This window comes from Aeromonas sp. FDAARGOS 1414, from assembly GCF_019047065.1.
Taxonomy (GTDB): domain Bacteria; phylum Pseudomonadota; class Gammaproteobacteria; order Enterobacterales; family Aeromonadaceae; genus Aeromonas; species Aeromonas veronii_A.
Window position 1 is genome coordinate 4127190 of sequence record NZ_CP077210.1, and the last position, 21486, is coordinate 4148675.

Annotated in this window: 19 protein-coding genes; 7 read left to right on the forward strand and 12 right to left on the reverse strand. The window is 59.3% G+C overall.

Annotation, left to right across the window (positions count from 1 at the left end; genetic code table 11):
• Positions 1 to 19: 19 nt before the first annotated feature.
• Entirely contained in the window at positions 20 to 700 is a 681-nt protein-coding gene (locus I6L44_RS18730; RefSeq protein WP_216954501.1) for an adenine nucleotide alpha hydrolase, read from the forward strand.
• Here I6L44_RS18730 and I6L44_RS18735 read toward each other — a convergent pair.
• The 5 genes from I6L44_RS18735 to I6L44_RS18755 are packed head-to-tail and all read right to left on the reverse strand — an operon-like array spanning position 697 to position 7183.
• Positions 697 to 1899, reverse strand: a complete 1203-nt coding sequence (locus I6L44_RS18735; protein ID WP_216952761.1) for an HD-GYP domain-containing protein — start codon at positions 1897 to 1899, stop codon at positions 697 to 699. The two genes, I6L44_RS18730 and I6L44_RS18735, sit on opposite strands and share 4 nt — an antisense overlap.
• Complete coding sequence (locus I6L44_RS18740; RefSeq protein WP_216952762.1) at positions 1838 to 4504, reverse strand: response regulator; 2667 nt, start codon at positions 4502 to 4504, stop codon at positions 1838 to 1840. The genes I6L44_RS18735 and I6L44_RS18740 overlap by 62 nt, the downstream gene beginning before the upstream one ends.
• Complete coding sequence (locus I6L44_RS18745) at positions 4505 to 5569, reverse strand: ATP-binding SpoIIE family protein phosphatase (RefSeq protein WP_216952763.1); 1065 nt, start codon at positions 5567 to 5569, stop codon at positions 4505 to 4507. It abuts the gene before it with no gap.
• Positions 5570 to 5575: 6 nt separating this feature from the next.
• Positions 5576 to 5947 carry an anti-anti-sigma factor gene (locus I6L44_RS18750; protein WP_216954502.1) on the reverse strand — a complete coding sequence of 124 codons (372 nt, stop codon included), beginning with the start codon at positions 5945 to 5947 and terminating at the stop codon, positions 5576 to 5578.
• Positions 5948 to 5962: 15 nt separating this feature from the next.
• The gene (locus I6L44_RS18755; protein ID WP_216952764.1) at positions 5963 to 7183 is read right to left on the reverse strand and encodes a PAS domain-containing protein; all 1221 of its coding nucleotides are present in this window, start codon (positions 7181 to 7183) and stop codon (positions 5963 to 5965) included.
• 290 nt (positions 7184 to 7473) lie between these two features.
• Here I6L44_RS18755 and I6L44_RS20600 point away from each other — a divergent pair, with 290 nt between their 5' ends.
• Positions 7474 to 7620, forward strand: a complete 147-nt coding sequence (locus I6L44_RS20600; RefSeq protein ID WP_302055900.1) for a hypothetical protein — start codon at positions 7474 to 7476, stop codon at positions 7618 to 7620.
• A gap of 100 nt (positions 7621 to 7720) precedes the next feature.
• Here the strand turns inward: I6L44_RS20600 and I6L44_RS18765 are convergent, their stop codons facing one another.
• Complete coding sequence (locus I6L44_RS18765) at positions 7721 to 7984, reverse strand: hypothetical protein (RefSeq protein ID WP_042658108.1); 264 nt, start codon at positions 7982 to 7984, stop codon at positions 7721 to 7723.
• Positions 7985 to 8153: 169 nt separating this feature from the next.
• Here I6L44_RS18765 and I6L44_RS18770 point away from each other — a divergent pair, with 169 nt between their 5' ends.
• From I6L44_RS18770 to I6L44_RS18790, 5 genes are all read left to right on the forward strand, one after another.
• A complete protein-coding gene (locus tag I6L44_RS18770; protein ID WP_216952765.1) occupies positions 8154 to 8975 on the forward strand; it encodes an HDOD domain-containing protein in 822 nt (273 codons plus the stop codon).
• A 130-nt stretch (positions 8976 to 9105) separates the two neighbouring features.
• A complete protein-coding gene (locus I6L44_RS18775) occupies positions 9106 to 9615 on the forward strand; it encodes a GNAT family N-acetyltransferase (RefSeq protein ID WP_216952766.1) in 510 nt (169 codons plus the stop codon).
• Positions 9616 to 9817: 202 nt separating this feature from the next.
• Entirely contained in the window at positions 9818 to 11170 is a 1353-nt protein-coding gene (locus tag I6L44_RS18780) for an alpha-glucosidase/alpha-galactosidase (protein ID WP_216952767.1), read from the forward strand.
• Between the two features lie 44 nt (positions 11171 to 11214).
• Positions 11215 to 12615 carry a melibiose:sodium transporter MelB gene (gene melB / locus I6L44_RS18785; RefSeq protein ID WP_216952768.1) on the forward strand — a complete coding sequence of 467 codons (1401 nt, stop codon included), beginning with the start codon at positions 11215 to 11217 and terminating at the stop codon, positions 12613 to 12615.
• 58 nt (positions 12616 to 12673) lie between these two features.
• Positions 12674 to 14260 (forward strand): hypothetical protein, encoded by a 1587-nt coding sequence (locus I6L44_RS18790; protein ID WP_216952769.1) that lies wholly within the window; start codon positions 12674 to 12676, stop codon positions 14258 to 14260.
• A 50-nt stretch (positions 14261 to 14310) separates the two neighbouring features.
• On the opposite strand, the gene melR is transcribed toward I6L44_RS18790, so the two are convergent.
• The 6 genes from melR to I6L44_RS18820 all read right to left on the reverse strand — a co-directional run bounded on the left by melR (position 14311) and on the right by I6L44_RS18820 (position 21439).
• Positions 14311 to 15231 (reverse strand): transcriptional regulator MelR, encoded by a 921-nt coding sequence (melR, locus tag I6L44_RS18795; protein ID WP_216952770.1) that lies wholly within the window; start codon positions 15229 to 15231, stop codon positions 14311 to 14313.
• 193 nt (positions 15232 to 15424) lie between these two features.
• On the reverse strand, positions 15425 to 16606 hold the full coding sequence (locus I6L44_RS18800; protein WP_216952771.1) for a MalY/PatB family protein: 1182 nt from the start codon (positions 16604 to 16606) through the stop codon (positions 15425 to 15427).
• A 1-nt stretch (position 16607) separates the two neighbouring features.
• Positions 16608 to 18071 (reverse strand): Na+/H+ antiporter NhaC, encoded by a 1464-nt coding sequence (nhaC, locus tag I6L44_RS18805; RefSeq protein ID WP_216952772.1) that lies wholly within the window; start codon positions 18069 to 18071, stop codon positions 16608 to 16610.
• A gap of 114 nt (positions 18072 to 18185) precedes the next feature.
• Positions 18186 to 19208, reverse strand: a complete 1023-nt coding sequence (locus I6L44_RS18810) for a LacI family DNA-binding transcriptional regulator (RefSeq protein ID WP_216952773.1) — start codon at positions 19206 to 19208, stop codon at positions 18186 to 18188.
• Positions 19209 to 19478: 270 nt separating this feature from the next.
• Positions 19479 to 19655 carry a hypothetical protein gene (locus I6L44_RS18815; RefSeq protein ID WP_005340085.1) on the reverse strand — a complete coding sequence of 59 codons (177 nt, stop codon included), beginning with the start codon at positions 19653 to 19655 and terminating at the stop codon, positions 19479 to 19481.
• Positions 19656 to 20161: 506 nt separating this feature from the next.
• Complete coding sequence (locus tag I6L44_RS18820) at positions 20162 to 21439, reverse strand: sodium:proton antiporter (RefSeq protein WP_019446508.1); 1278 nt, start codon at positions 21437 to 21439, stop codon at positions 20162 to 20164.
• Positions 21440 to 21486 lie beyond the last annotated feature (47 nt).

A 21486-nucleotide genomic window follows, 5' to 3' on the forward strand; every position in this document is an offset into this window, starting at 1 on the left:
CCCCGCTGGCGGAGGAATGATGGAAAAGAAACGGGTACTGCTCTCCTGGAGCAGCGGCAAGGATTGCGCATGGGCTCTGCATCAGTTGCGGCAGGATCCCGCCATCGAGGTGGTGGGGCTGTTTACCACCCTCAATCAGGCATTCGAGCGGGTGGCGATGCACGGGGTGCGCAAGCAGCTGTTGACCGAACAGGCCGCCTGCGTCGGGCTGCCCCTCATCACCATCGATCTGCCCTGGCCCTGCAGCAACGAGGATTACGCCCGCATCATGACCGGCTTTATCGCCGATGTGGTGGCACAGGGGATCCGCCATATGGCCTTTGGCGACTTGTTCCTTGAGGATGTGCGCGCCTACCGTGAAAAGCAGCTGGCAGGCACCGGCATCGAACCACTGTTCCCGCTGTGGGGCAGCAATACCCGTGAACTGGCGTCGCAGATGGTGGCCGCTGGGTTGAAGGCGCGGATCAGTGCTCTCGACCCGAACAAGCTGGATGCCAGCCTGGGTGGCCACGATTTTGACGAGGCACTGCTGGCGGCGCTGCCGGCGGGGGTCGATCCGTGCGGCGAGAACGGCGAGTTTCACACTCTGGCCTGGGATGGTCCCATGTTTCTGCGCCCGCTGGCGATCTGCACGGGGGAGACGGTGGAGCGCGATGGTTTCATCTTCACTGACTTGTTGCCTGCTGATTCCAGCACCTAGTCGAGTTTGGCCTCCTGATCGCTCTTGTCGTCGTTGTAGCGCAGCGCGATCTCGTGAAACTGCACGTGGATGTGAGCGAAGGCATCCGTGATGTCGGGATCAAAATGGTTGCCCCTTCCCGCCAAAATAATGGGCACCACCTCTGCATGGGTCATGGCTGCCTTGTAACACCGCTTGCTGATCAAGGCATCGTACACATCTGCCAGCGCCATCAGTCGGGCCGAGAGGGGAATTTCATCTCCTATCAGACCGTAGGGGTAGCCGGTGCCATCCCACTTCTCGTGGTGGTAGCAGGCGATCTCCTTGGCCAGTCTCAGAAATTCCACCTCTACCCCCAGCGCTTCCTCGGCGTGGACTATGGCCTCCTTGCCAAGGGTGGAGTGGTGTTTCATCTGGGCGAACTCATCTTCATCGAGTTTGCCAGGTTTGAGCAGGATCCGGTCCGGTACGCCGACTTTGCCGATATCGTGCAGGGGGGCCGACTTGAACAGCAGCTCTATTGTCTTGGGGGTCAGCTCGGCACGAAAGCGAGGGTGCTCGCAGAGAGTTTCCGCCAATAGCTTCACATAATGCTGGGTGCGCAGAATGTGGTTGCCGGTCTCGTTGTCCCGGGTTTCGGCCAGAGAGGCGAGGGAGTGGATGGTGATGTTCTGGATCAGCTCGTTTTCTCGGGTGCGTCGTTCCACCTCCTGCTCCAGATAGGCATTTTGGTCATGTAGCAGATCCCGTGCCGCCTTCAGCTCAAGGTGGTTTCTGACGCGGGCCAGCACGATGGCGGGGGAGATCGGCTTGTGAATATAGTCCACGGCGCCGAGAGCCAGTCCATGTGCCTCGGCGCTCTCCTCTACCTTGGCAGTCAGAAAAATCACCGGAATATGCCGTGCCTGCGGCATCTCCTGCAGTGCCTGCATCACCTGATAACCATCCATCCCGGGCATCACGACATCAAGCAGGATCAAATCTACCCGGGAGTCTGATGACAGTATCTCCAGTGCCCGCTGGCCACTGATGGCGACCTTGACCCGGTATTGTGGGCTGAGCAAGGCGCTGAGCAATGAGAGGTTTTCAGGGGTGTCATCGACCACCAGCAGGGTGGGCTTGGTATCGGGATCCAGCAGGTTGAGCATGGTGGTGCCCTCACTCTTGGTTGAACAGATCGGGCCTGAGGGCCCGGACTCGTTGCAGATGTGCAAGTGCATCCGTAAAACGGAAGCCGGTAATGGCGTCAGCCATCCTGGATGCCGTCTCTCCCAGCACTCTCGTCAGCTGCTGCTGATGCTGCTGGAACAGGGTCAGAGCTCCGGCATCATCTTCCGCCAGCAGCCGGATCAGCTGCGCCAGCAGGGGCGCCAGGTCGACTTGTTCTTGCTCCGGCAGGTCGGCTGTGGTCTGGGTGGGTAGCAGGGCCTGTAGGCCATCGCTCAGTTGCTGCTGCATCTGCAGCCCCTGTTCCGCCAGTGGAAGCAGGCTGGTGGTGTCATCCCCCCGGGAGAGTGCACTCTCCAGCCTGGCCGAGATACCCCGCAGTGGTTCGGCGCCCAGAGTGGCGGTAATCCCCTTGAGGGTATGGGCCTGACGATGGGCCTCCTCCCGGTCGTTCTTCTGCAGGGCGGCGATCAGGCTCTGCATGGGCCGGGTGCCCTGTTGGGCAAATCGTTGCAGCAGATCCTGATACCACCCCCAGTTGTACATCAGCCGTTGCAGGGCGGCTTCGGCATTGAGTCCGAGCGCTCTTAACTGAGGCTGCAATGGCTGGTGCTGTGGTGAAGGTGCGCTCTTGGGTATTGCATCGGTTTCAACGCTGAAGGCAGGGGCCCAGCACTGCAGTGCGGCATAAAGCTTGTCGGGGTCGATGGGCTTGGCGATGTGGTCATCCATACCGGCCGCCAGACAGCGTTCCCGGTCACCGGCCATGACATTGGCCGTCATGGCGAGGATCGGAGTGTGGTGCCCTTCGCTCTCTTGCTGGCGCAACTGACGGGTGGCAGTCAGTCCATCCATCACCGGCATCTGCATGTCCATCAGGATCAGGTCGTATGGTTGTTGCGCAGCCATTTCCAGAGCAATGGCACCATTGGCAGCAATGCTGACGTCGATGCCCGCCGCTCGCAGCAGTTCCATGGCCACCTGCTGATTCAGCTCGTTGTCTTCTGCCAGCAGTATACGGAGTCCCTCGAAGCGATAGTTGTGGGTAGGCTGGGTGGGCTTCAAGGCAGTCGCCGTGGTTTGCTGGCCGAACAGCCCAATGATGGTATCAAACAACACAGAGGCACAGACTGGTTTGACCAGTACCCTATCAAAGCCGGCGGCCTCTGCTTCGCGAAAAATCTCTTCCCGCCCATAACCTGTCACCATGACCCGATAAAGCCGCTTGCCAAGGCCGCGGGCGATGAGGCGGCGCCCCGTCTCTATGCCATCCAGCCCGGGCATGTGCCAATCCAGCAGCACCACCTCGTAGGCGTTACCTTCCTGCTCGGCACAGGCGATCATCTGCAGCCCTTGCTGACCCGATTCGGCGGTGTCGACCACGAAACTCATGCTGCGCAGCAGGGCAGCCAGTATGGTGCGGGCGCTGGCACTGTCGTCGACCACCAGTATGCGGCGGCCACGCAGATCCAGACTTGGCAGATAGCGTGAGCGGTATCTGCCGCGGCCGAGTCGGGCAGTAAACCAGAAAGTGCTTCCCTTGCCCGGTTCGCTCTGCACGCCGACCTCCCCTCCCATCAGTGCCGCCAGTTCGCGGGAGATGGCGAGCCCGAGGCCGGTGCCGCCGTATTTGCGGGTGGTGGAGCTGTCCGCCTGCTGGAAAGACTGGAACAGCCGTTGCTGCTGCTCCTGGCTCATGCCGATCCCCGTGTCCTGCACCGAGCAGTGCAACAGCACCTCTTGCGGTCGTTTCTCCAGACAAGTGACCTTGACCAGTATCTCCCCCTGCTCGGTGAATTTGACTGCGTTGTTGGCGTAGTTGATCAGGATCTGGCCGAGCCGCAGGGGATCGCCATAGAGCAGGGTGTCTAGCTGGTGATCGACCTCGAACAGCAGTTCTATGCCTTTGGCTTCGGCCTTCTCGCCCACCAGGGTTGCCAGATTTTCCAGCACATGGTCGAGATCGAACTCGATCTGCTCCAGATCCAGCTTGCCCGCCTCGATCTTGGAGAAGTCGAGGATATCGTTGATGATGCCGAGCAGGTGATGGGCCGAGCGCTGGATCTTGCCCAGATAATCAGCCTGCTGCGAGTCGAGGCGTGTTTGCAGGGCGAGGTGGGCCATACCCAGAATGGCGTTCATCGGGGTGCGGATTTCATGGCTCATGTTGGCGAGAAAATCGCTTTTGGCCCGGGTTGCGCTTTCTGCCAGCTCATAGGCCTGCTCCAGCTCCTGATTCTTGGTCTGCATCACGGCGAACAGCTCATCCCGGGTCGGTTCAGCGAACTGCTGCTGCATCTGCAACAGCAGAGCGTCATCGGGCCAGTGTGGCAGGTGGCATACCAGAGCGATGGCGGTGTCAGCATGAGGAACCAGCCGGATGCTGCCATGGGTTGCACCGGGTGCGTTGTGCTGCAGTGGCTCGTCGGCCGAGAGGGAGACCCACAGCTCCCGCGTATTGCTCTCCAGCCAAAGCTGGAGTTGCAGTGAGTCGATGGTTGCCGTCAGCTGGCGCACCAGCTCCGAGGTGGTACCCGCCAGCGGCGCCACGAAGGTGGGGCTCTTGTCGATGCAGGTGAGCACCTGGATCACCTTGCGTCTGGCGGTGAGGGCTGCCGTCGGGCCAGAGAGCCTGATATCACCGATCAGCTGCCGCATCTAGCGCTCCTTCTCTGGTTGTACCCGCAGCACAATACAGCTCGCATCGTCGGTGCTGCGCCCACTATGGTCTATGACTTGACGGGCCAGAATGACGGGATCAGCCCCCAGATCCAGTGCGCCGTCACGCAGGTTGAGTGACTCGCTGATGCCATCCGAATAGAGCATCAGCACATCCCCCGGCTTGATGGGCTGCCGTTGCAGCAAGGGGGTGGGGAAGCGCTCCCCCAGCACCCCATCACGGGAGATACCGCGCCAGAGGTCATGGCCGCGCAGACAGATGCGGGTGTTGCCGATGCCGGCGTAGCTCAGTTCACCCCGTTCACTGTTGACCAGGGCTATGCCAGCGGCCGCTCCCCGGGTACCGATGCAGTGTTGGTGCAACAGCTGCAGCAGAGGTGCCGGCTCCTGTTCAGGGGTGTTTTGCAGCGCCTCTTGCAGTATCAGTGCCAGCTTGTTGGCCGAGGAGCCGTGGCCGCTGACATCGATCAGTACCAGCAAGACGCCGTCGGATGTGGGCCGGATAAAGACCAGATCGCCGGAGACCTTTTCCGGATAACAGGGTCTGTTTTCGCTAGCCCAGACCAGTGTCAGACCTGCCTGCCCCCATTGTTGGGTGGGCGTGATGAGACGTGGGACCGAGGGTACAGAACCCAGCCATTTGCGCGCCTGCACCAGGGTGCCCCCTTCCGGCGGTGTGCTGATGGTGAGCTCTGACATCATGCGCCGCACGCCGGGCAGTCCCAGTCCCAGGGTGCCGGAAGTGCTGTAGTGATCCTGCAGGGCCTGATAGACATCCGATATGCCGGGCCCTTTGTCACGGGCGATGATGTCGATGCAGGATCTCCCCTTCGGGTGATGGAGCATCAGGGTGATCTCCCCCTGCCCGGCGTATTTCAGGATATTGCTGCCAAGTTCGGAGACCACGGTGGAGAGCATGGCGCGATCCACGTCGGATAGGTTGGCGATAAATGGGAGCCGACGAACCGACATCACAGCCAGGTGCAGATCGATATCGTGGCGTAGCGGATAGCTGGCCTCCCGGGTCGCATGCTCTTGTATCATGGCGGTTTACTCCTCGCCCTGGAGGCGGCTGACATGGGCAAAAGCGTCGTCCATGTCGATGAAGCAGCGCAGTGGCCCGGGCTGTGCCTCGGCTAGCGCCAGAAATGCGGCGATCCCGGCATTTAGCCCTACCAGCAGGCAGGTGGCACCCAACAGACGGCACACCTCGGCAAGTTTGCAAACCTGTCTGAATTCATGGTGATCCAGTAGCATGACGCCGGAGAAGTCGAGCAAGACTGCATGGTGACGCCCGTGTACCAGTCGCTGGGAGAGGGCCTGCATCAGCATCTGCATGCCGTCGTCTCCGAGATCGGGGCGCATGCTGACTACTATGCAGTCGGCCATATCGGCGATGCCAAGATCGTTGTTGAGCTGCATGGTCATTGCCGCGACCTAGAGGGCTGAGCCAACCCGTTTGAGCGCTATTTCGAAGGCGTCTCTCAGGGTCGCCGTGGTACGGACGTCACCGACCGACACCCCCAGCTCCACCATGGTACGGGCAATGGCGGGGGAGACTCCCGAGATGATGGCTTCACAGCCCATAAACTGGGTCGCCTTGGTGATCTTGATCAGCTGGTTGGCGACGCCAGTGTCCACGGTGGCGACTCCGGCAATATCCAGCACAAAGACCCGGGCGCGGGTTTCGGCAATCTTGGTGAGCGACTTGTTCATCACGTCGGCAGTGCGCATGGAGTCGATGATCCCAACCAGTGGCAGCAGCAGGATCCCGTCCCAGATAGGGGTGACAGGGGTCGACATCTCTTGCAGAGACTTGTGCAGCTCCTCGCGCACTCTGGCGGCCTCTTCCGCTTCCACCATCGCCTGTTTGAGCTGGCGGTGCTGCTCCACCTGCGCCGTGATGTCGGTGGCAAACTTGACGATTTTACTGGGCTTGCCGTTCAGATCCAGCACGGGGTTGTAGGAGCCCTGGATCCATACCTCCTGTCCCTGCTTGTTCAGGCGGCAGAATTCGCCAGCCAGAAACTCGCCCCGGCGCAGCGTGTCCCAGAAGGCGAGGTAATCCGCCGACTGGGCGTAGTCTGGGTCAACCAGCAGCCTGTGGTGTTGCCCTTTCAGCTCTTCCAGCTGGTAACCCACTATGTCGAGAAAGCGTGGATTGGCATCCAGTATGGTGCCCTCCAGCGAAAACTCGACCTTGCCCATGACCCGGCTCAGCGCATTGAGCTGGCCCTCGAAGCTGGCCGTGAGCTGCTTCTGCCCGGTCAGATCCATGGCGTACAGAGTCATACGAGATAGTTGTCCATTGTCATCCAGAACCGGGCTGCAGGCTCCACGGATCCAGACATCCCGCCCCGGCTTGTCCAGCAGGTGAAGCTCGTCCTCCTGCGAGGAGCCGCTGCGCAGTGCTGCCTGAAAGGTGTCATGTGTGGCGGATTGCACCTGGTCCGGGGAGAGCAGCATGCCGTAGTGCTTGCCGGAGAGCTCATCTAGCGTGTAGCCCATGAGGCTCAGAAATCGCGGGTTGGCATCAAGGATCTGCCCCTCTGGCGAGAGTTCGAGCCGTACCAGCACCTGATCGAGGGTGTCTATCCCGGCATGATGAGTGGAAGGGGCCGAACCTGTGGTATTGGAAGAGGAAGTGTGCGCGTCCATGGCATCTCCAGAGAGAGTCGTTGATTTTGATATCAATAGCGGGTGTTAAGCAGTTATAGCCCACTCTGGCTCTTCCAGCCGATATCTAGGGTCAAAAGAGGCTTGTCATATCCTGGTTGGTGGAGGCTTATCCCGGGCGGATAAAATGGGGGGCTAGCCACCAAGACCGAGACCGTGAGCCAGATCCTGCAGCAGACCATGAATATTCCGGCCGACCAGCTCAATCCGGTGATCTTCGCCGGTGGCCAGCGGGGCAGAACACCAAGGTGCAGTGGCTCAAGGATAAGCAGATGACGCTCTTCTACGGTGATATCAAGGCGGCGCAGGAGGTCGGCATTCGCGGCATTCGGCTGCTGCGGGCCGCCAACTCCAGCTATCGACCACTGCCGTTGGCAGGGGCGCTGGGGGAAGAGGTGGTCATCAACTCCCAGTTCTGATCCGGAGCGGATCCATACAACAAGGGCGGGGCCATTGGCGCCCGCCCTTCTGTTTTTAAGGAGTCATGCAAAGGCGTAGCGCCTTGGTCAGCTCCGGTTATCAGTCAGCCCACGGCATCTCGGGCAGGCTGTCGAGGAATTCGCCGTAGCGGGTCAGATTGAAGGGGCCCTGATCGGCCTCCATCGCCATCAGCTCGGCCCCTAGGGCGCAGGCGATATATTGCAACGCCTCTTCCCGCGGGGTGCCCTTCATCACCAGCCGCATCAGGGTCGCCTTCACATGGGGAGGGTGACCATCGTTGAGCTGGTTCTCCACCATCTCCAGCAGCGTCTCTTCGTCAAAAAATTCCTGAGTGTCGTTCATGGGATATCCGCAACAGTGAATGTGGCGGCCAGTATAGCCTGAATGTGACTAACACCTTGAATGGCCAGCGAATAAACAATCCGATGAGGAGGCCATTTGTTACCCATAATTAGGAAGAGTTTGCCAAGGCAAACAGGTTGGAACACAGATAACATGGATGGACACGCCTATGCCCACGATAGATTCCCTGCTGGCTGAGCCCAAGCTACTGCCCCAGATCCCTGAAGTGATGCGCGATTTGATCCAGACCTTCAATGAAAAGGATCCGGATCTGCTGAAGATCAGCAAGTTGATCAACAAGGACCCTGTCATCTCCGCCAAGTTGCTGCGGCTGGCCAACTCGGCCAAATTCGGCAGCAGTCGTCAGATCGGCACCGTCAATGAAGCCGCGGTGCGGCTGGGGTTGGCGATGGTGCGCAACATGGTGCTGGCCTGCGGGCTCACCGAATCGGTCAAGGCCGTGCCCGGCATTGATCTCAAACATTTCTGGGGCTGCGTCTTCAACGTGGCTGAACTGGCCCGCCGTCTGGCGGTGAAGAAAGGGATGAAGGGAGATGAGGTTTTTACCTGCGCTCTGCTGCACGATCTTGGCCGGCTGGTGATGCACGTGGGGCTGCCTGAAAACACTGTCCACCATATTCACGATCTGGAGCTGCACAAGGGGCGGGCCAAGGCAGAAGAGCTGGTGGTTGGCTTCAACTATGCCCAGGTCGGGGCGGCCATGGCTCGTTACTGGAAGTTTCCCGATACCATCAGCAATGCGGTGGAGTATCACTACAATCCCATGCTGGCCAAGGTATTTTCCGCCGAGGCCGGGTTGATCCATCTGGCCATTGTGCTGGCGGCCCAGTCCGATGTGGGGGAAGAGGTGCCCCCTGAGTGGCCCCACAAGGTGGCAGATGCGTTGGGGCTGAGCTGGGCCGATTGCGCTGCCCAGTTCACTGCGCTGCGCGAGCAGGGCAACGGCTATGCCGGACTGCTGGCCGCCTGAGCCCGTTTCTCCCATCTCGTCAGGGGTCGCACTGCGGCCCCTTTTGTATGAGTGATGGTGCCACAGGCTTGCCAGCCCGGGAGTGACGGGGCACTCTTTGCCCTTCACTTTCCGTTTGAGAGCCCTTGCCATGATTGCCTCCTCCCGCCTGATCCTGCGCGAAATGATCGCCACCGACGCCCCCTTCATCCTTGAGCTGCTCAATGACGGTGACTTCTATCGCTACATCGGTGATCGGGGCATTCGCACCCTCGAACAGGCGCAGGAGTATATCCAGCAGGGGCCGGCAGTCAGCTATGCCCGCTATGGTCACGGGCTCTATCTGGTGGAGCGCAAGGATGACGGTGCCAGCCTCGGTATCTGCGGTCTGATCAAGCGCGATACCCTGGAGCAGGTCGATATCGGTTACGCCTTCCTGCCGCAATATCGTGGCCAGGGCTACGCCATTGAAGCGGCGCAGGCCACCCTTGCCGATGGCAAAAGCCGGTTGGGGATCGGGCAGGTAGTTGCCATCGTCACTCCGGGCAACGAGCGATCCATCGGCCTGCTGGCCAAGCTGGGGCTGGTGCACAGTCGACTGGTCAAATTGAGCGAAGATGCCGATGAGTGCCTGCTGCTCGAATCCGGGGTAACGGAGTAACGTTCCGGCTGTCTGCGAGCCGGTCGATGCCAGGAGAGGGGAGTCCCACTTTCGGGAACAAGTGTCCCGTTTTCTAAGATCTTGTCAGCCAGCCCATCAAAAATGAGTTTTTGGGAGTCTCTGTTCCGTAAGCGAGACGCACCTGACGGGACCAGCCCTGCATAGTAGGCACACTGGTTTCACCGTCATTGGAGCAATGGACATGAGAACTCCCAATATCACCTTTATCGGCGCAGGCTCTACCATCTTTGTGAAGAACATCCTGGGGGATGTGTTTCACAAACCGGCCCTGAAAAATGCCAACATCTCCCTGATGGACATAGATCCACAGCGGCTGGAAGAGTCCCAGATTGTGGTGCGCAAGCTGATGGATTCCAGCGGTGCCAAGGGGCTGCTCAGTTGCCATACCGAGCTGAAACCTGCGCTGGCAGCGGCCAACTTTGTCATCGTTGCTTTCCAGATCGGCGGTTACGAGCCCTGTACCGTGACCGATTTCGAGGTGTGCAAACGCCACGGTCTCGAACAGACCATTGCCGATACGCTTGGGCCCGGCGGCATCATGCGGGCACTGCGCACCATCCCTCATCTTTGGCGGGTGTGCGAGGTAATGAGCGAGGTGTGCCCCGACGCCACCATGCTCAACTACGTCAACCCGATGGCGATGAACACCTGGGCCATGTATCAACAGTTCCCTCATATCAAGCAGGTGGGACTGTGCCACTCGGTGCAGGGAACGGCGCACGAGTTGGCCCGTGATCTCGGCATCGATCCGACGACCTTGCGTTATCGCTGTGCCGGTATCAACCACATGGCCTTCTATTTGACCCTTGAGCGTCAGCTGGAGAGCGGCGAATTCGTCAATCTCTATCCCGAGCTGCTGGCTGCCTATGAAGCGGGGACTGCCCCTAAGCCCGGCCTGCACCACAACCAGCGTTGCCAGAATCTGGTGCGTTACGAGCTGTTCAAGAAGTTTGGTTACTTCGTTACCGAATCCTCCGAACACTTTGCCGAGTACACCCCCTACTTCATCAAGCCGGGGCGCCCTGATCTCATCGAGCGCTACAAGGTGCCGCTAGACGAGTATCCCAAGCGCTGCGTCGAGCAGATTGCCCGCTGGCAGGATGACCTCACTGCCTATCGTCAGGCCGAACGGGTCGAGGTGCCCGAATCGAACGAGTATGCGAGCGTCATCATCAACTCCCTCTGGAGCGGTCAGCCCAGCGTCATTTATGGCAACGTCAGAAACGACGGCCTCATTACCAACCTGCCGGATGGCTGCTGCGTGGAGGTGCCCTGTCTGGTGGATGCCAACGGCATTCAGCCCACCGCCATCGGTCGGCTGCCAACCCATCTGGCCGCCCTGATGAGCACCAACATCAACGTGCAGGCGCTAGTCACCGAAGCGATCACCGAGCGCAAGCGGGAAAGCATCTACCATGCAGCCCTGCTCGACCCCCACACCGCAGCAGTGCTTGGCATGGACGAGATCTACGCCCTGATCGACGAACTGATTGAAGCCCACCGCGGCTGGTTGCCGGAGTGGATTCACGGCTGAGCAAGAGCCCCCTGCGGGGGGCTTAACCCCCAAGGAGATAAACCATGAGCGTCTCGCTGAAAACCAAGTTGAGCTATGGCTTCGGGGCCTTCGGCAAGGATTTTGCCATCGGCATCGTCTACATGTACCTGATGTTCTACTACACGGATGTGGTGGGGGTGTCGGCTGCCTTCGTCGGCACCATCTTTCTGATTGCCAGGATTTGGGATGCGGTCAATGACCCCATCATGGGGTGGATTGTCGACAATACCCGTAGCCGTTGGGGCAAGTTCAAACCCTGGATACTGATCGGTACAGTGGTCAACTCCATCGCCCTGGTGATGGTGTTCAGTGCCCACTATTTCGAAGGGACGGCCCTGCTCGTCTATGTGGCCATCACCTACATCCTGTGGGGCATGACCTATACCCTGATGGATATCCCCTTCTGGTCGCTGGTGCCAACGTTGACCATCGATAAGCACGAGCGCGAGGCACTGGTTCCCTATCCCCGCTTCTTTGCCAGTCTCTCCTGGCTTATTACCGGTGCCATCGGCCTCAAGGTAGTGGACTATTTTGGCCAGGGGGACAAGGCCCACGGTTTTCTGATGTTCACCTTCATCCTGGTCGCCTTCTTTCTTGTCTCGACCCTGGTCACCCTGCGCAATGTTAAGGAGCGCTACAGCTCGGCCGCGACCCCCACTGTCAGTCAGCAGCGCACCACCATCATGGATTCGGTCAAGCTTATTTTCCGCAACGATCAGCTCACCAGCGTGCTGTTTATGGCGCTCTGCTACAACGTGGCGAACAACACCATCACCGCCTTCGCCATCTACTACTTTACCTATGTGATTGGTCAGGAGTCCCTCTTTCCCAGCTTCATGATGTACGGGGGCATCGCCAACCTGATCACCCTGATGATCTTCCCGCGGCTGGCCCGCTTCATCTCGCGGCGGGTGCTCTGGGCGTTGGCCTCACTCTGCCCCATAACGAGCTGCCTGATGCTGATGTATATCGGTTTCATTGCTCCCCAGAATGTCGCGCTGATCATCCTCTCCGGCATCCTGCTCCACATAGGTACCGCCCTGTTCTGGGTGCTACAGGTGATCATGGTCGCCGACACGGTCGACTATGGCGAGTACAAGCTTGGCACCCGCAACGAGAGCATCGCTTACTCGGTGCAGACCATGGTGGTCAAGGCTGGCTCGGCCTTCGCCGGCTTCTTCATCGGTGTCATGTTGACTCTGGTCGGTTATGTCCCTAATGCGGTGCAGAGTGCCGAAACCCTCTTCGGCATGCAGGCCATCATGGTGGTGCTGCCGGCCATCTTCTTTGCCCTGACCCTGTTTGTTTACTTCCGCTTCTACAAGCTCAACGGCCACTACCAGAGCAAGGTGGTAGATCATCTGATGTGCAAATATGAATCCGAAAGTATCGAGGCCAAGCAGGCGCAGGCGGCGGCCAGCTGATCTCTTTCACCTATAACGCCGACCTTGGGGTCGGCGTTCATCATCAAAGGAGTTGAACATGGGATATCCAATGAGTCGCCGGGCCCGTCTCTCATGCGCCATGATGGCGGCAGGCATCGCTACCCTCTGTGCGCAGCCGGCGGTCGCCGCCGGAGTGGAGGCAGCATCGCAACCGGCCGTGCATCTCAGCTCTTCCAGCACCGAACTGGCGGAAGGATTCAACTGGGCGGCCGCCAAAACGGCGCAGTTCATCATGACCGGCCAGCGTGGCGTCACCAACAAGGACGAGTACCACCCGGAGGGGGATGGCACCGGCCTGCATGACTACATCCCCTCATACTGGGCCGGCTATTACGATCGCACGGCCTTTTACGGACGCGACTTTGCCCATCAGGTTGCCGGTGCCGAGATTGCTGGCTGGCGCGCCGAGAACTTTTCGATGTTCAAGGTGTTTGCTCGCAATGCCACCGACGCGCGCAAGTGGTATACCCTCTGGGCCTTCAACTTTGATGGCTCTCCCCACACCATCGACTACAAGGACGACAGCTGGTTCGTGCGCGAGGTGCCCGCCCAGTTCGAGTTGGTGGAGAAGGCTTACCACGCCTACCTCTGGAGCGGCGATCGCCGCTATATCGAGGATCCCGAGCTGTGGTCCTTTTACGGCAAGGTGCTGACCGACTTCATCGCGCTGCATGATGAGCAGCACCCCAACGGGATCGCCGAGGGCAAGGGAGGTATTTTCCAGGGATCCTGCACCTACAACGAGCGGGGTGAGCACCCGATAGAGGCAGCCGATGCCATCGGCTCCCAGTATCAGGCGACGCTGGCTTATGCCGCTATGCTGCAGGCTCGCGGTGAAAAGCGGGCGGCGCAAGTTTGGCAGCGCAAGGCGGTGCTGCTGAAGCGCTACTTCAACGAGGAGTGGAGCCGGGTTGCCGGGGATGAGCAGGGCCACTATGCCCGCATCCTCGACAGCAATCTCAGCAAGCGCAACGATTTTGGCAAGGAGAACAGCTGGTTTATTCCGATGAAGCGGCTATCAGAGCCGGGGCCGCGCAATGACCGCTATCTCGACTTTATCAGCGAGATGGTGGGCGAGGGGATCGGCTCGACACCACAGGCACCCGCCAACATCGAGGCCTACACCTATCTGCCGGATACCTATTTCCCCTATCAGCGCAACGAGGAGGCGTGGCGCTGGATGCGCTACATTCTGGCCAAGCGAAATCTCCCCCATGAGCGGCCTAGTCAGGGCACCAATGGCGACTATCCGGAGATCTCCTTTACGCTGGTGTCGCAGACCGTGGAGGGGATGATGGGGGTTGAGCCGGATGCGGCCGCGCACCGGGTGGCAACCCTGTCCCGATTGCCCGCTTTCATCGACTGGGTAGCCATCGAGCAACTGCCGGTCGGGGCCCACCGGTTGTCACTGCGCCATGAGGGCGTTACCGCCAGCAAGTTGGGCAACACGGGGCCGCGCGCGCTGTTCTGGGAGGCCCGCTTCCCGGGCAACCACGGATTCCTGCTGGTGGATGGCAAGCTGCGCAAGGCGCGTATGCAGCGCCTCAACGGAGTCACTGTGAGTGCGGTCGAGGTGACTGTGCCGCCGGGTGGACGAGTGAATGTATCGGTACCGTCCCGCTAAGCGGGGAGAGATTGAATCAGGGGGCGTGAGCCCCTTTTTTATTTGGGAATTTACTGCGAAGAGTTGGCCCGTTCCCGACTCAGTTGGCGGTAGCGACTCGGTGTCAGCCCCAGATAACGCTGGAAGGTCTCATAGAAGCGGCTGCTGGAGTTGAAACCTGCCGTCAGTGCGACATCGAGGATGGTACGGTCGGTATCGCTGAGCAGGGCTCTGGCATGGTTGATCCGCATCGCGGTGACGTACTGCTTGATGCTCATCTGCATCACCTTCTGAAACAGCCCCATGGCGTAGTTGGGGTGCAACCCAACATGATCGGCCAGCTCCCTGGTGGTGAGCGGGGCATCATGGTGGGCGGCAATGTATTCGAGCATCTGCTGCACATGGAACTGGGAGTGTTTTGAGGCACCCGTCGTCGTCCCCTGATTGCTGTGGTTGGCGAGCAGGCGGCTCCAGCCATCCAGCCCTAGGCGCCGCAACATCAGGCAGATCTCGTCGGCAACCAGTTGCTGACGGCTAGGGTCATCCATCCGGCTCTCCGTGACCCAGCGGGTCAGTTCAAACTCGCTCACCAGCATGGCTGATCGCGACTGCAGTACGCCGCCATGGGTGACCTGATTCAGCAGCTCCCGATTGATGGGCCAGGAGAGAAACAGATGGATCGGTATATTGATGAGGCCCATCTGCGAGCAGTGGCCGATACGGGTCAGCTGATGGGGAATGGCCGCCCAGAACAACCCTGCATGCCCTGCCGCCAGGGTAAAGGATTGGCCATTCATGGTGTACTCCACATCGCCATCGAACGGGATGTTGACTTCCACCTGGCCATGCCAGTGGTAACCGTCCATCTCGTGGGGAGCCCGCAGTTCCACATCGATCGCCTCATAAACGGAGTAGAGCGAGAGGGGGCTGCTTAGCCCCTCATCGGTCTCGTGCACGCTGGAAAAGTAGGGGCGTTCAAGCTTCGTCATCATGCAGGCATCGTTATCAGGTGGATTGAAGAGACCCTGTTTGTATCACCATTCCGAGTCTCTGCCTGTGGCGGTCGTTCCGTTATTGCATCTTGTGGTGCACCAGAGCAGGAAACTGCCGGTGAACTCACAGTTGGGGTATGCAGGAGACAGCGGAGTTGCATGCTCTACCCCTGTTGTCCCCTGCTCTGCGATGTCATCTGGACACCAGCCGCTCCAGTCCGGTGAGTGCTTGTTCCAGATAGCTGCGCGGGCAGCCCAGATTGAGGCGAATAAAGCCCTGCCCCCCTTTGCCAAAGCCGATCCCCATCGACGGGACAACTCTCGCCTCTTCGATAAGCCGCTGTTTCAGCTCATCGTCATCCAGCTCCAGCTGGCGGCAATCGATCCAGGCCAGATAGGTGGCATCGGCCTCCATCAGTTGCAGACGGGGCAACCGGGTTGCCAGCTGCTCGGCAAACCAGTGGCGATTATCTGTCAGATAGGCGAGCAGCCCGTTTAGCCATGCCTCGCCGTGCTGATAGGCCGCAGTGGCAGCCTCCATGGAGAGCGCATTGAATACATCCAGACCATGGGCATCGAGACGCTGTTTGAAGCGCTGGCGCAGCGCAGGATCCGGGATGATGAAGTTGGAGATGCGCAGCGAGGAGAGACCGAAGCTCTTGCTGGCAGAGGTCGCCACCACCATGTTGGGCAGCAAATGGGGCGGCAGGGAGAGCACCGAGGTGTGCCGATGGCCAGCCAGTTGCAGATCGGCCCAGATCTCGTCTGATACCAGCGTCACGCCGTGCTGCTGGCACAGGGTCGCCAGTTCATAGAGCTCGGTGAACGTCCAGCTCCTGCCGGTCGGGTTGTGGGGATTGCAGAGGATCATCATGGCGGGGCGCTCCACCATGAAGAGACGTGCCAGCTGCGGCAGATCCATCTCGTAGCGATTCCCTTTTCGCAGCAACGGGTTATCTAGCAGTCGTCGCTCGTTCAGCGCGATGATCTTGGCAAAGGAACCATAACAGGGGCCCTGGACAACAATCCCTTCTGCGGGTTGTGTCAGCATTTGCAGTAGCAGCGAGATGCCGGGGATCACCCCCTCGACGGAGTGGATCCACTCCCGTTCTATGGTGATCTGATGGCGCCGGGCAAACCACTGTTGTATGGCGCTGAAGTAGTCATCCCGTCGCTCGCTGTATCCGAATACGCCGTGGGCGACCCGCCGTTGCAGTGCCTGCTGCACGGTTGGTGGACAGGCAAAGTCGAAATCGGATACCCACATGGGTAGCAGATCGCTGCCGTCGATGCCAAGGTACTGGGGCATACAGTCCCACTTGATGGAGTTGGTATTGTGGCGATCAATCACTTGGTCAAAGTTGTGCTCCGGCATCTTATCGCTCCTCCGCCACTGTCATGGTCCGCGGCTCCCCTGTCACCTCTTTCCGGTCTGCATGGGCGATGCCAATACCGGTAAAGCCGTAGCCCAGGGCAAAGAAAAGGGCGGCATAGCACTGGATGGCCCAGGGGAGGTAATCGAGCGTCGGGATGCCAAGGGTGCCCGCCATATAGACACCAGCAGCCGTCCAGGGGATCAGGGGCTCAATCACGGTGCCCGCATCCTCTATGGTGCGGGAGAGGTTCTTGGTATCCAGCCCCATGCGACGGTAGGCGTCCTGAAACAGCTCGCCCGGGATGAGCAGGGCCAGCTTGCCGTCACTGGTGGCACCGGTGACCAGCAGGGTGGTGGCAATGGTCGAGGCGATCAACTGGCCAGTGGAGTGAATAAGGGTCAGCAGGCGATTGATGATGAGGTTGAGCGCCCCCGTCAGGGTCAGTACACCGGCAAAGGAGAAGGCGCAGAAGACCAGCAGAATGGTGCTCATCATCGAGAACATGCCACCGCGATTGAGTAGGCGGGGGATATCGGGGAGCAGCTGGCTGACGTCATGACCCAGTGGGGTGAACATGGTGAGGTTGAAGCCGTCGATCAGGGCATTGAAACCGGACTGTAGCGGCAATCCCTGCAACGTAATCCCGAGGATAATGGCGATGGCGCTGGCCAGCAGCATCAAGGGAATAGTGGGCTTCTTGGCGATCGCCCCCCACAGCACAATCAGCGGGGGCAGCAGCAGGAGAGGATTGAAGTGGTAGAGCTGCTCCAGTGTGGACAGGATGGTGATGACCTTCTCCGGTGTGGCCACCTCTTCACCGATGACTGAAAAACCGGCGACGAAGAAGACGCCGGCAGCCAGCAGGAAGCTGGGCAGCGTGGTCCAGAGCAGGTGCTGGATATGGGCGTAGAGGGTGGTATCGGCCACAATGGCGGCGAAGTTGGTCGAATCGGAGAGAGGAGAGATCTTGTCGCCGAAATAGGCGCCTGACACCACCGCCCCGGCTGCCGCTGCCAGCGAAACATCCAGACCGTGCGCAACCCCCATCAGGGCTACCCCGACGGTGCCCGCTGAGCCCCAGGAGGTACCGGTACAGACCGAGACCAGACTGGTGATGAAGAAGGCCGCAATGAGAATGTATTGCGGGCTGATCAGCTTGAGCCCCCAATAGACCATGTAAGGGATGGTGCCGCTGAACATCCAGCTGCCAATCAATCCACCCACACAGACCAGGATCAGAATGACCGGCATCGCCTTGGCCAGCTTCTGGACGATGGACTGGATGATCTCGTCCCAGCTATATCCCTGCCAGCAGGCGAGCAGTGCTGTGAAGATGGCGGACAGCAGGAGCAGTGGCTCAATGCGCAATCCCATCAGAACATAGCCAACGATCAGGAGCCCCAGCATCACCAGAATGGGTAATGTGGCAAGCCCCAGGGTCAGGGTCTTTCTCTCTTGTTTCATCACAGTTGATCCATCGCTTCAGAACATGGCGCCATTGTGGGGCGAGCAGCCTGGTGGAAATGTGAGCCTTGCACGCCAGCCATGTAACCGGTTACATGGTGTTCTGGAACGTGATCATGGTCGCAGAAGGGGAGGTTGCGTCAGGGGCATAACCGACTCGCGAATGACCAGTGCAGGGGTGAACTCATGGATCTCCGGGCCCGGGTCCTGCTGTTGCAGTCGGGTGATGGCCAGCTCGGCAGCCCGTTTGGCCATGGTCTCAATCGGGTAGTGCAGAGTGGTCAGTGTCGGGTAGAGGTAGCGGGCCAGCATGATGTCATCGAACCCGATAATCGACAGGTCTTCAGGGATCCGTCGCCCGCATTTTCTCAGGTGCGACATCATGCCTGCCGCCATCACATCGTTGAAAGTGAGCACGGCGGTTACCTCGGGGCACTCAGCAAGCAAGCGCGCCGCCGCCTGTTCGCCCCCCTCCTCGGTAAAGGGCTGGCTGATAACCCACTGTGGTTTGAGTGCCAGATGATAGTGAGCCATTCCTTGCTCATATCCCTCCAGGCGGAGCTGCCGATCGGCGATGGGCAAATCACAGGTGATGAAGCCGATCCGGCGATGACCTTGAGCCACCAGATGGTCGACGGCGGCTCGGGTGCCTGCCCGGTTGTCCAGCCAGACACTGCGGTGAGCCAGCTCGGGCAGATAGCGATTGATGGGAATGAGTGCTGGCATGTGTGAGGCGTAACGGAGCAGCAGTTCGTCAGAGAGGCGAGTGGTATGGGCAACGATGGCTTCGCAGCCCTGATTGATCAGAAACTCGAGCCCATACTGCTCCTGCTCGCTTTGATGGGACCCGCTACAGACCATCAACCGAAAGCCGTGCTGCCGGCTGATGGCTTCTACTCCGCGGGCCAGTCTGGCAAAGAAGGGATCGGCCAGATTGCCGGTCAACAGGCCGAGCATATTGCCGCTGCGTTTTGCCAGAGCCACTGCCGCCATGTCGCGTCGATAGTCGAGCGCACGCATTGCTTTCTCTACCCGTTCCCTGGTCGCCGGTTCAACATGGGCAGAGTTATTGATCACTCTTGAGACGGTTGCCGTCGAGACCTTGGCGAGGGTTGCGACCTGTCTGATGGTGGCCATCTGATTGCCTTGTTCATACTCCGGAGATAAGGGGCTCTCTTATAACGACAACTCGGTATGTCAGCTACCTCTTGCGGTTCGCTTTACTGCGATTTGTGATCGGAGTGGCACATTGGTGGTTTGCAAGGCGAATGAGATAAAGAGGCTAAGGGAAGGAGCAGAGACGATGCGGGGTGTACTATCACCAGATGATGGCGGAGGGGGATAAGCAAAGAGGCCGCCGTGAGTTGCGGCCTGTCTGCATCGGGCGCTGCCGGAGGGCAGGCAGGATCAGTTGAGGTCTTCGATGGAGAACTCGCCAGCGATACCATCACAGGAGATGGCGAAACCGCCGCTGAAGCGGGTGCTGAACTGGATCAGAAACGCATCATTGTCGTGCTCTTGCACAGGCAGGTTGATGGGCTTGCTACGACGCAGGGGCTTGTGTGTTTGTACTGCTTTCATCATGGTATTTCTCTATATAAATTAGGTGTTTGCTCCTTGTATTGGCAAATGTCAGGTCAATGGGCGCGGTCGATTGGGTGAACGACAAGCGCGCAGGAATACCCAGCCCGGTTAAAGGGCGTCTGCACTTTCAAGGAATATGCTGATGCATAAATCAAATTGGGTGGGCAGATCGGGTCTGCACCGTGAGAGCCGGGCAACGCAGGCAGACAGCCTGACGGTTCTCAAGGCGAGTAAATCAGAAGAAGGTTATGCGGGTACTGGCAGGATTCATCGTGAGGTGAAGCATTGCAGGGTAAACATAAACAGGGCTGATTAACTAGCCGACGAGCATTCTCTCCTCGAAATGAATAAAAAGCAAACAATAATTTGCCGATGTTGAAGTCAGTACGCTTTTCCTCTGTGTAATCAAGGCGCTATCAGCAGCAAATATTCGCAACTATCCGCCATAAAAAGAGGGCTCCCGACGGGAGCCCTCTCTCATTCTGCAATCAGCACAGTGGGCCGACTCAGTAGTCGCCACAGGCCTTTTTGGCAGCCGTGATCATCGGGGTGATGGTCATGCCTTGCACCACGATGGAGAACATCACCACCGAGTAGGTCATCACAAGGATGACCTCCCGCAGGTCGACGCCATGTTCCGGGATCATCATGACGCCGGAGGGGAGTGCCAGTGCCATCGCCATGGCCAGACCACCGCGCAGGCCACCCCAGGTGAGGATCCGCACCGAGAAGGTGTTGTAATTGCGGAATCGGCGGAAAGCCACATAGGGCAGCGACACGCTGATAAAGCGGGCACCCAGGCAGAGCGGCACCGCAATGACCAGCAGGATCCAGTCACGCCAGGCGAGATCCAGCAGTACCAGCGCCAGACCGATCAGCAGGAACAGCAGGGCGTTGAGGAACTGGTCCATCAACTCCCAGAAGTGATCCAAGTGATGGCTGCTCTGCTCGGAGAAGCCGGAGTGACGGGTCCAGTTGCCGATCATGATGCCGGTGACCACCATGGCCAGTGCGCCGGAGACGCCGATCATGTTGGCAAAGGCAAAACCGGCGGTCGGGATGCAGAGGGTCAGCAGCAGCTCCAATGAACCGTCATCGGTGGCGCTGATCATCACGTGGGCGATAAGGCCCAGCACGGCGCCGAACAGAATGCCGCCTAGGGCCTCGTGCAGGAACAGACCGGCCACGCTACCGAAGGTGGGCTCGACACCACCAAAGGCGACGGCAAACACGGTAGCGAAGATGACGAGGCCAACACCATCGTTGAACAGGGATTCCCCTTCGATCTGGATGGCGATCTGGGGTGGCGCCTTCATCTTCTTGACGATGGCCAGTACGGCAATCGGGTCAGTGGGGGAGATCAGCGCGCCGAACAGCATGCAGTAGACCAGCGGCAACTCCCAGCCCAGCAGCTTGGCGATAAACCAGAAGCCGTAGCCGATGAGGAAGGTGGAGAGCAGGGTGGCAATGATGGCCAGAATGGTGATCTCCCACTTCTGGCTACGCAGCGCCTTGAGGTTGATGCCAAGGCCCCCGGCGAACAGCAGGAAGCCCAGAATCCCCTTCAGCAGGAAGTTCTGGAAGTCGATGCTCTCCATGGTCTTGACGGCAAGAGGTTCCAGGTTGAACCAGCCCAGTTTGCCAAACAGCACCAGCAGTGCGGAGATCAGCATGGAGCCCGCAGTAATGGCGATGGTGGTCTGGATCTTCACAACATACTGGTTGGCAAAGGCGATAAAAATCGCCAACGCTGCCAGAAAACAGAGTGTGTAGTAGACGCTCATAGTTATTTTTTTCTCGTTGGTAGACAGCAAGCACGTATCCCTATGCA

What these genes read in the sequence shown, in the direction of transcription:
- I6L44_RS18730 (WP_216954501.1), top strand. Translation starts at nt 20, where the DNA reads ATGGAAAAGAAACGGGTACTGCTCTCCTGGAGCAGCGGCAAGGATTGC.
- I6L44_RS18735 (WP_216952761.1), bottom strand. Translation starts at nt 1,899, where the DNA reads ATGCACTTGCACATCTGCAACGAGTCCGGGCCCTCAGGCCCGATCTGT.
- I6L44_RS18740 (WP_216952762.1), bottom strand. Translation starts at nt 4,504, where the DNA reads ATGCGGCAGCTGATCGGTGATATCAGGCTCTCTGGCCCGACGGCAGCC.
- I6L44_RS18745 (WP_216952763.1), bottom strand. Translation starts at nt 5,569, where the DNA reads ATGATACAAGAGCATGCGACCCGGGAGGCCAGCTATCCGCTACGCCAC.
- I6L44_RS18750 (WP_216954502.1), bottom strand. Translation starts at nt 5,947, where the DNA reads ATGCAGCTCAACAACGATCTTGGCATCGCCGATATGGCCGACTGCATA.
- I6L44_RS18755 (WP_216952764.1), bottom strand. Translation starts at nt 7,183, where the DNA reads ATGGACGCGCACACTTCCTCTTCCAATACCACAGGTTCGGCCCCTTCC.
- I6L44_RS20600 (WP_302055900.1), top strand. Translation starts at nt 7,474, where the DNA reads ATGACGCTCTTCTACGGTGATATCAAGGCGGCGCAGGAGGTCGGCATT.
- I6L44_RS18765 (WP_042658108.1), bottom strand. Translation starts at nt 7,984, where the DNA reads ATGAACGACACTCAGGAATTTTTTGACGAAGAGACGCTGCTGGAGATG.
- I6L44_RS18770 (WP_216952765.1), top strand. Translation starts at nt 8,154, where the DNA reads ATGCCCACGATAGATTCCCTGCTGGCTGAGCCCAAGCTACTGCCCCAG.
- I6L44_RS18775 (WP_216952766.1), top strand. Translation starts at nt 9,106, where the DNA reads ATGATTGCCTCCTCCCGCCTGATCCTGCGCGAAATGATCGCCACCGAC.
- I6L44_RS18780 (WP_216952767.1), top strand. Translation starts at nt 9,818, where the DNA reads ATGAGAACTCCCAATATCACCTTTATCGGCGCAGGCTCTACCATCTTT.
- melB (WP_216952768.1), top strand. Translation starts at nt 11,215, where the DNA reads ATGAGCGTCTCGCTGAAAACCAAGTTGAGCTATGGCTTCGGGGCCTTC.
- I6L44_RS18790 (WP_216952769.1), top strand. Translation starts at nt 12,674, where the DNA reads ATGGGATATCCAATGAGTCGCCGGGCCCGTCTCTCATGCGCCATGATG.
- melR (WP_216952770.1), bottom strand. Translation starts at nt 15,231, where the DNA reads ATGATGACGAAGCTTGAACGCCCCTACTTTTCCAGCGTGCACGAGACC.
- I6L44_RS18800 (WP_216952771.1), bottom strand. Translation starts at nt 16,606, where the DNA reads ATGCCGGAGCACAACTTTGACCAAGTGATTGATCGCCACAATACCAAC.
- nhaC (WP_216952772.1), bottom strand. Translation starts at nt 18,071, where the DNA reads ATGAAACAAGAGAGAAAGACCCTGACCCTGGGGCTTGCCACATTACCC.
- I6L44_RS18810 (WP_216952773.1), bottom strand. Translation starts at nt 19,208, where the DNA reads ATGGCCACCATCAGACAGGTCGCAACCCTCGCCAAGGTCTCGACGGCA.
- I6L44_RS18815 (WP_005340085.1), bottom strand. Translation starts at nt 19,655, where the DNA reads ATGATGAAAGCAGTACAAACACACAAGCCCCTGCGTCGTAGCAAGCCC.
- I6L44_RS18820 (WP_019446508.1), bottom strand. Translation starts at nt 21,439, where the DNA reads ATGAGCGTCTACTACACACTCTGTTTTCTGGCAGCGTTGGCGATTTTT.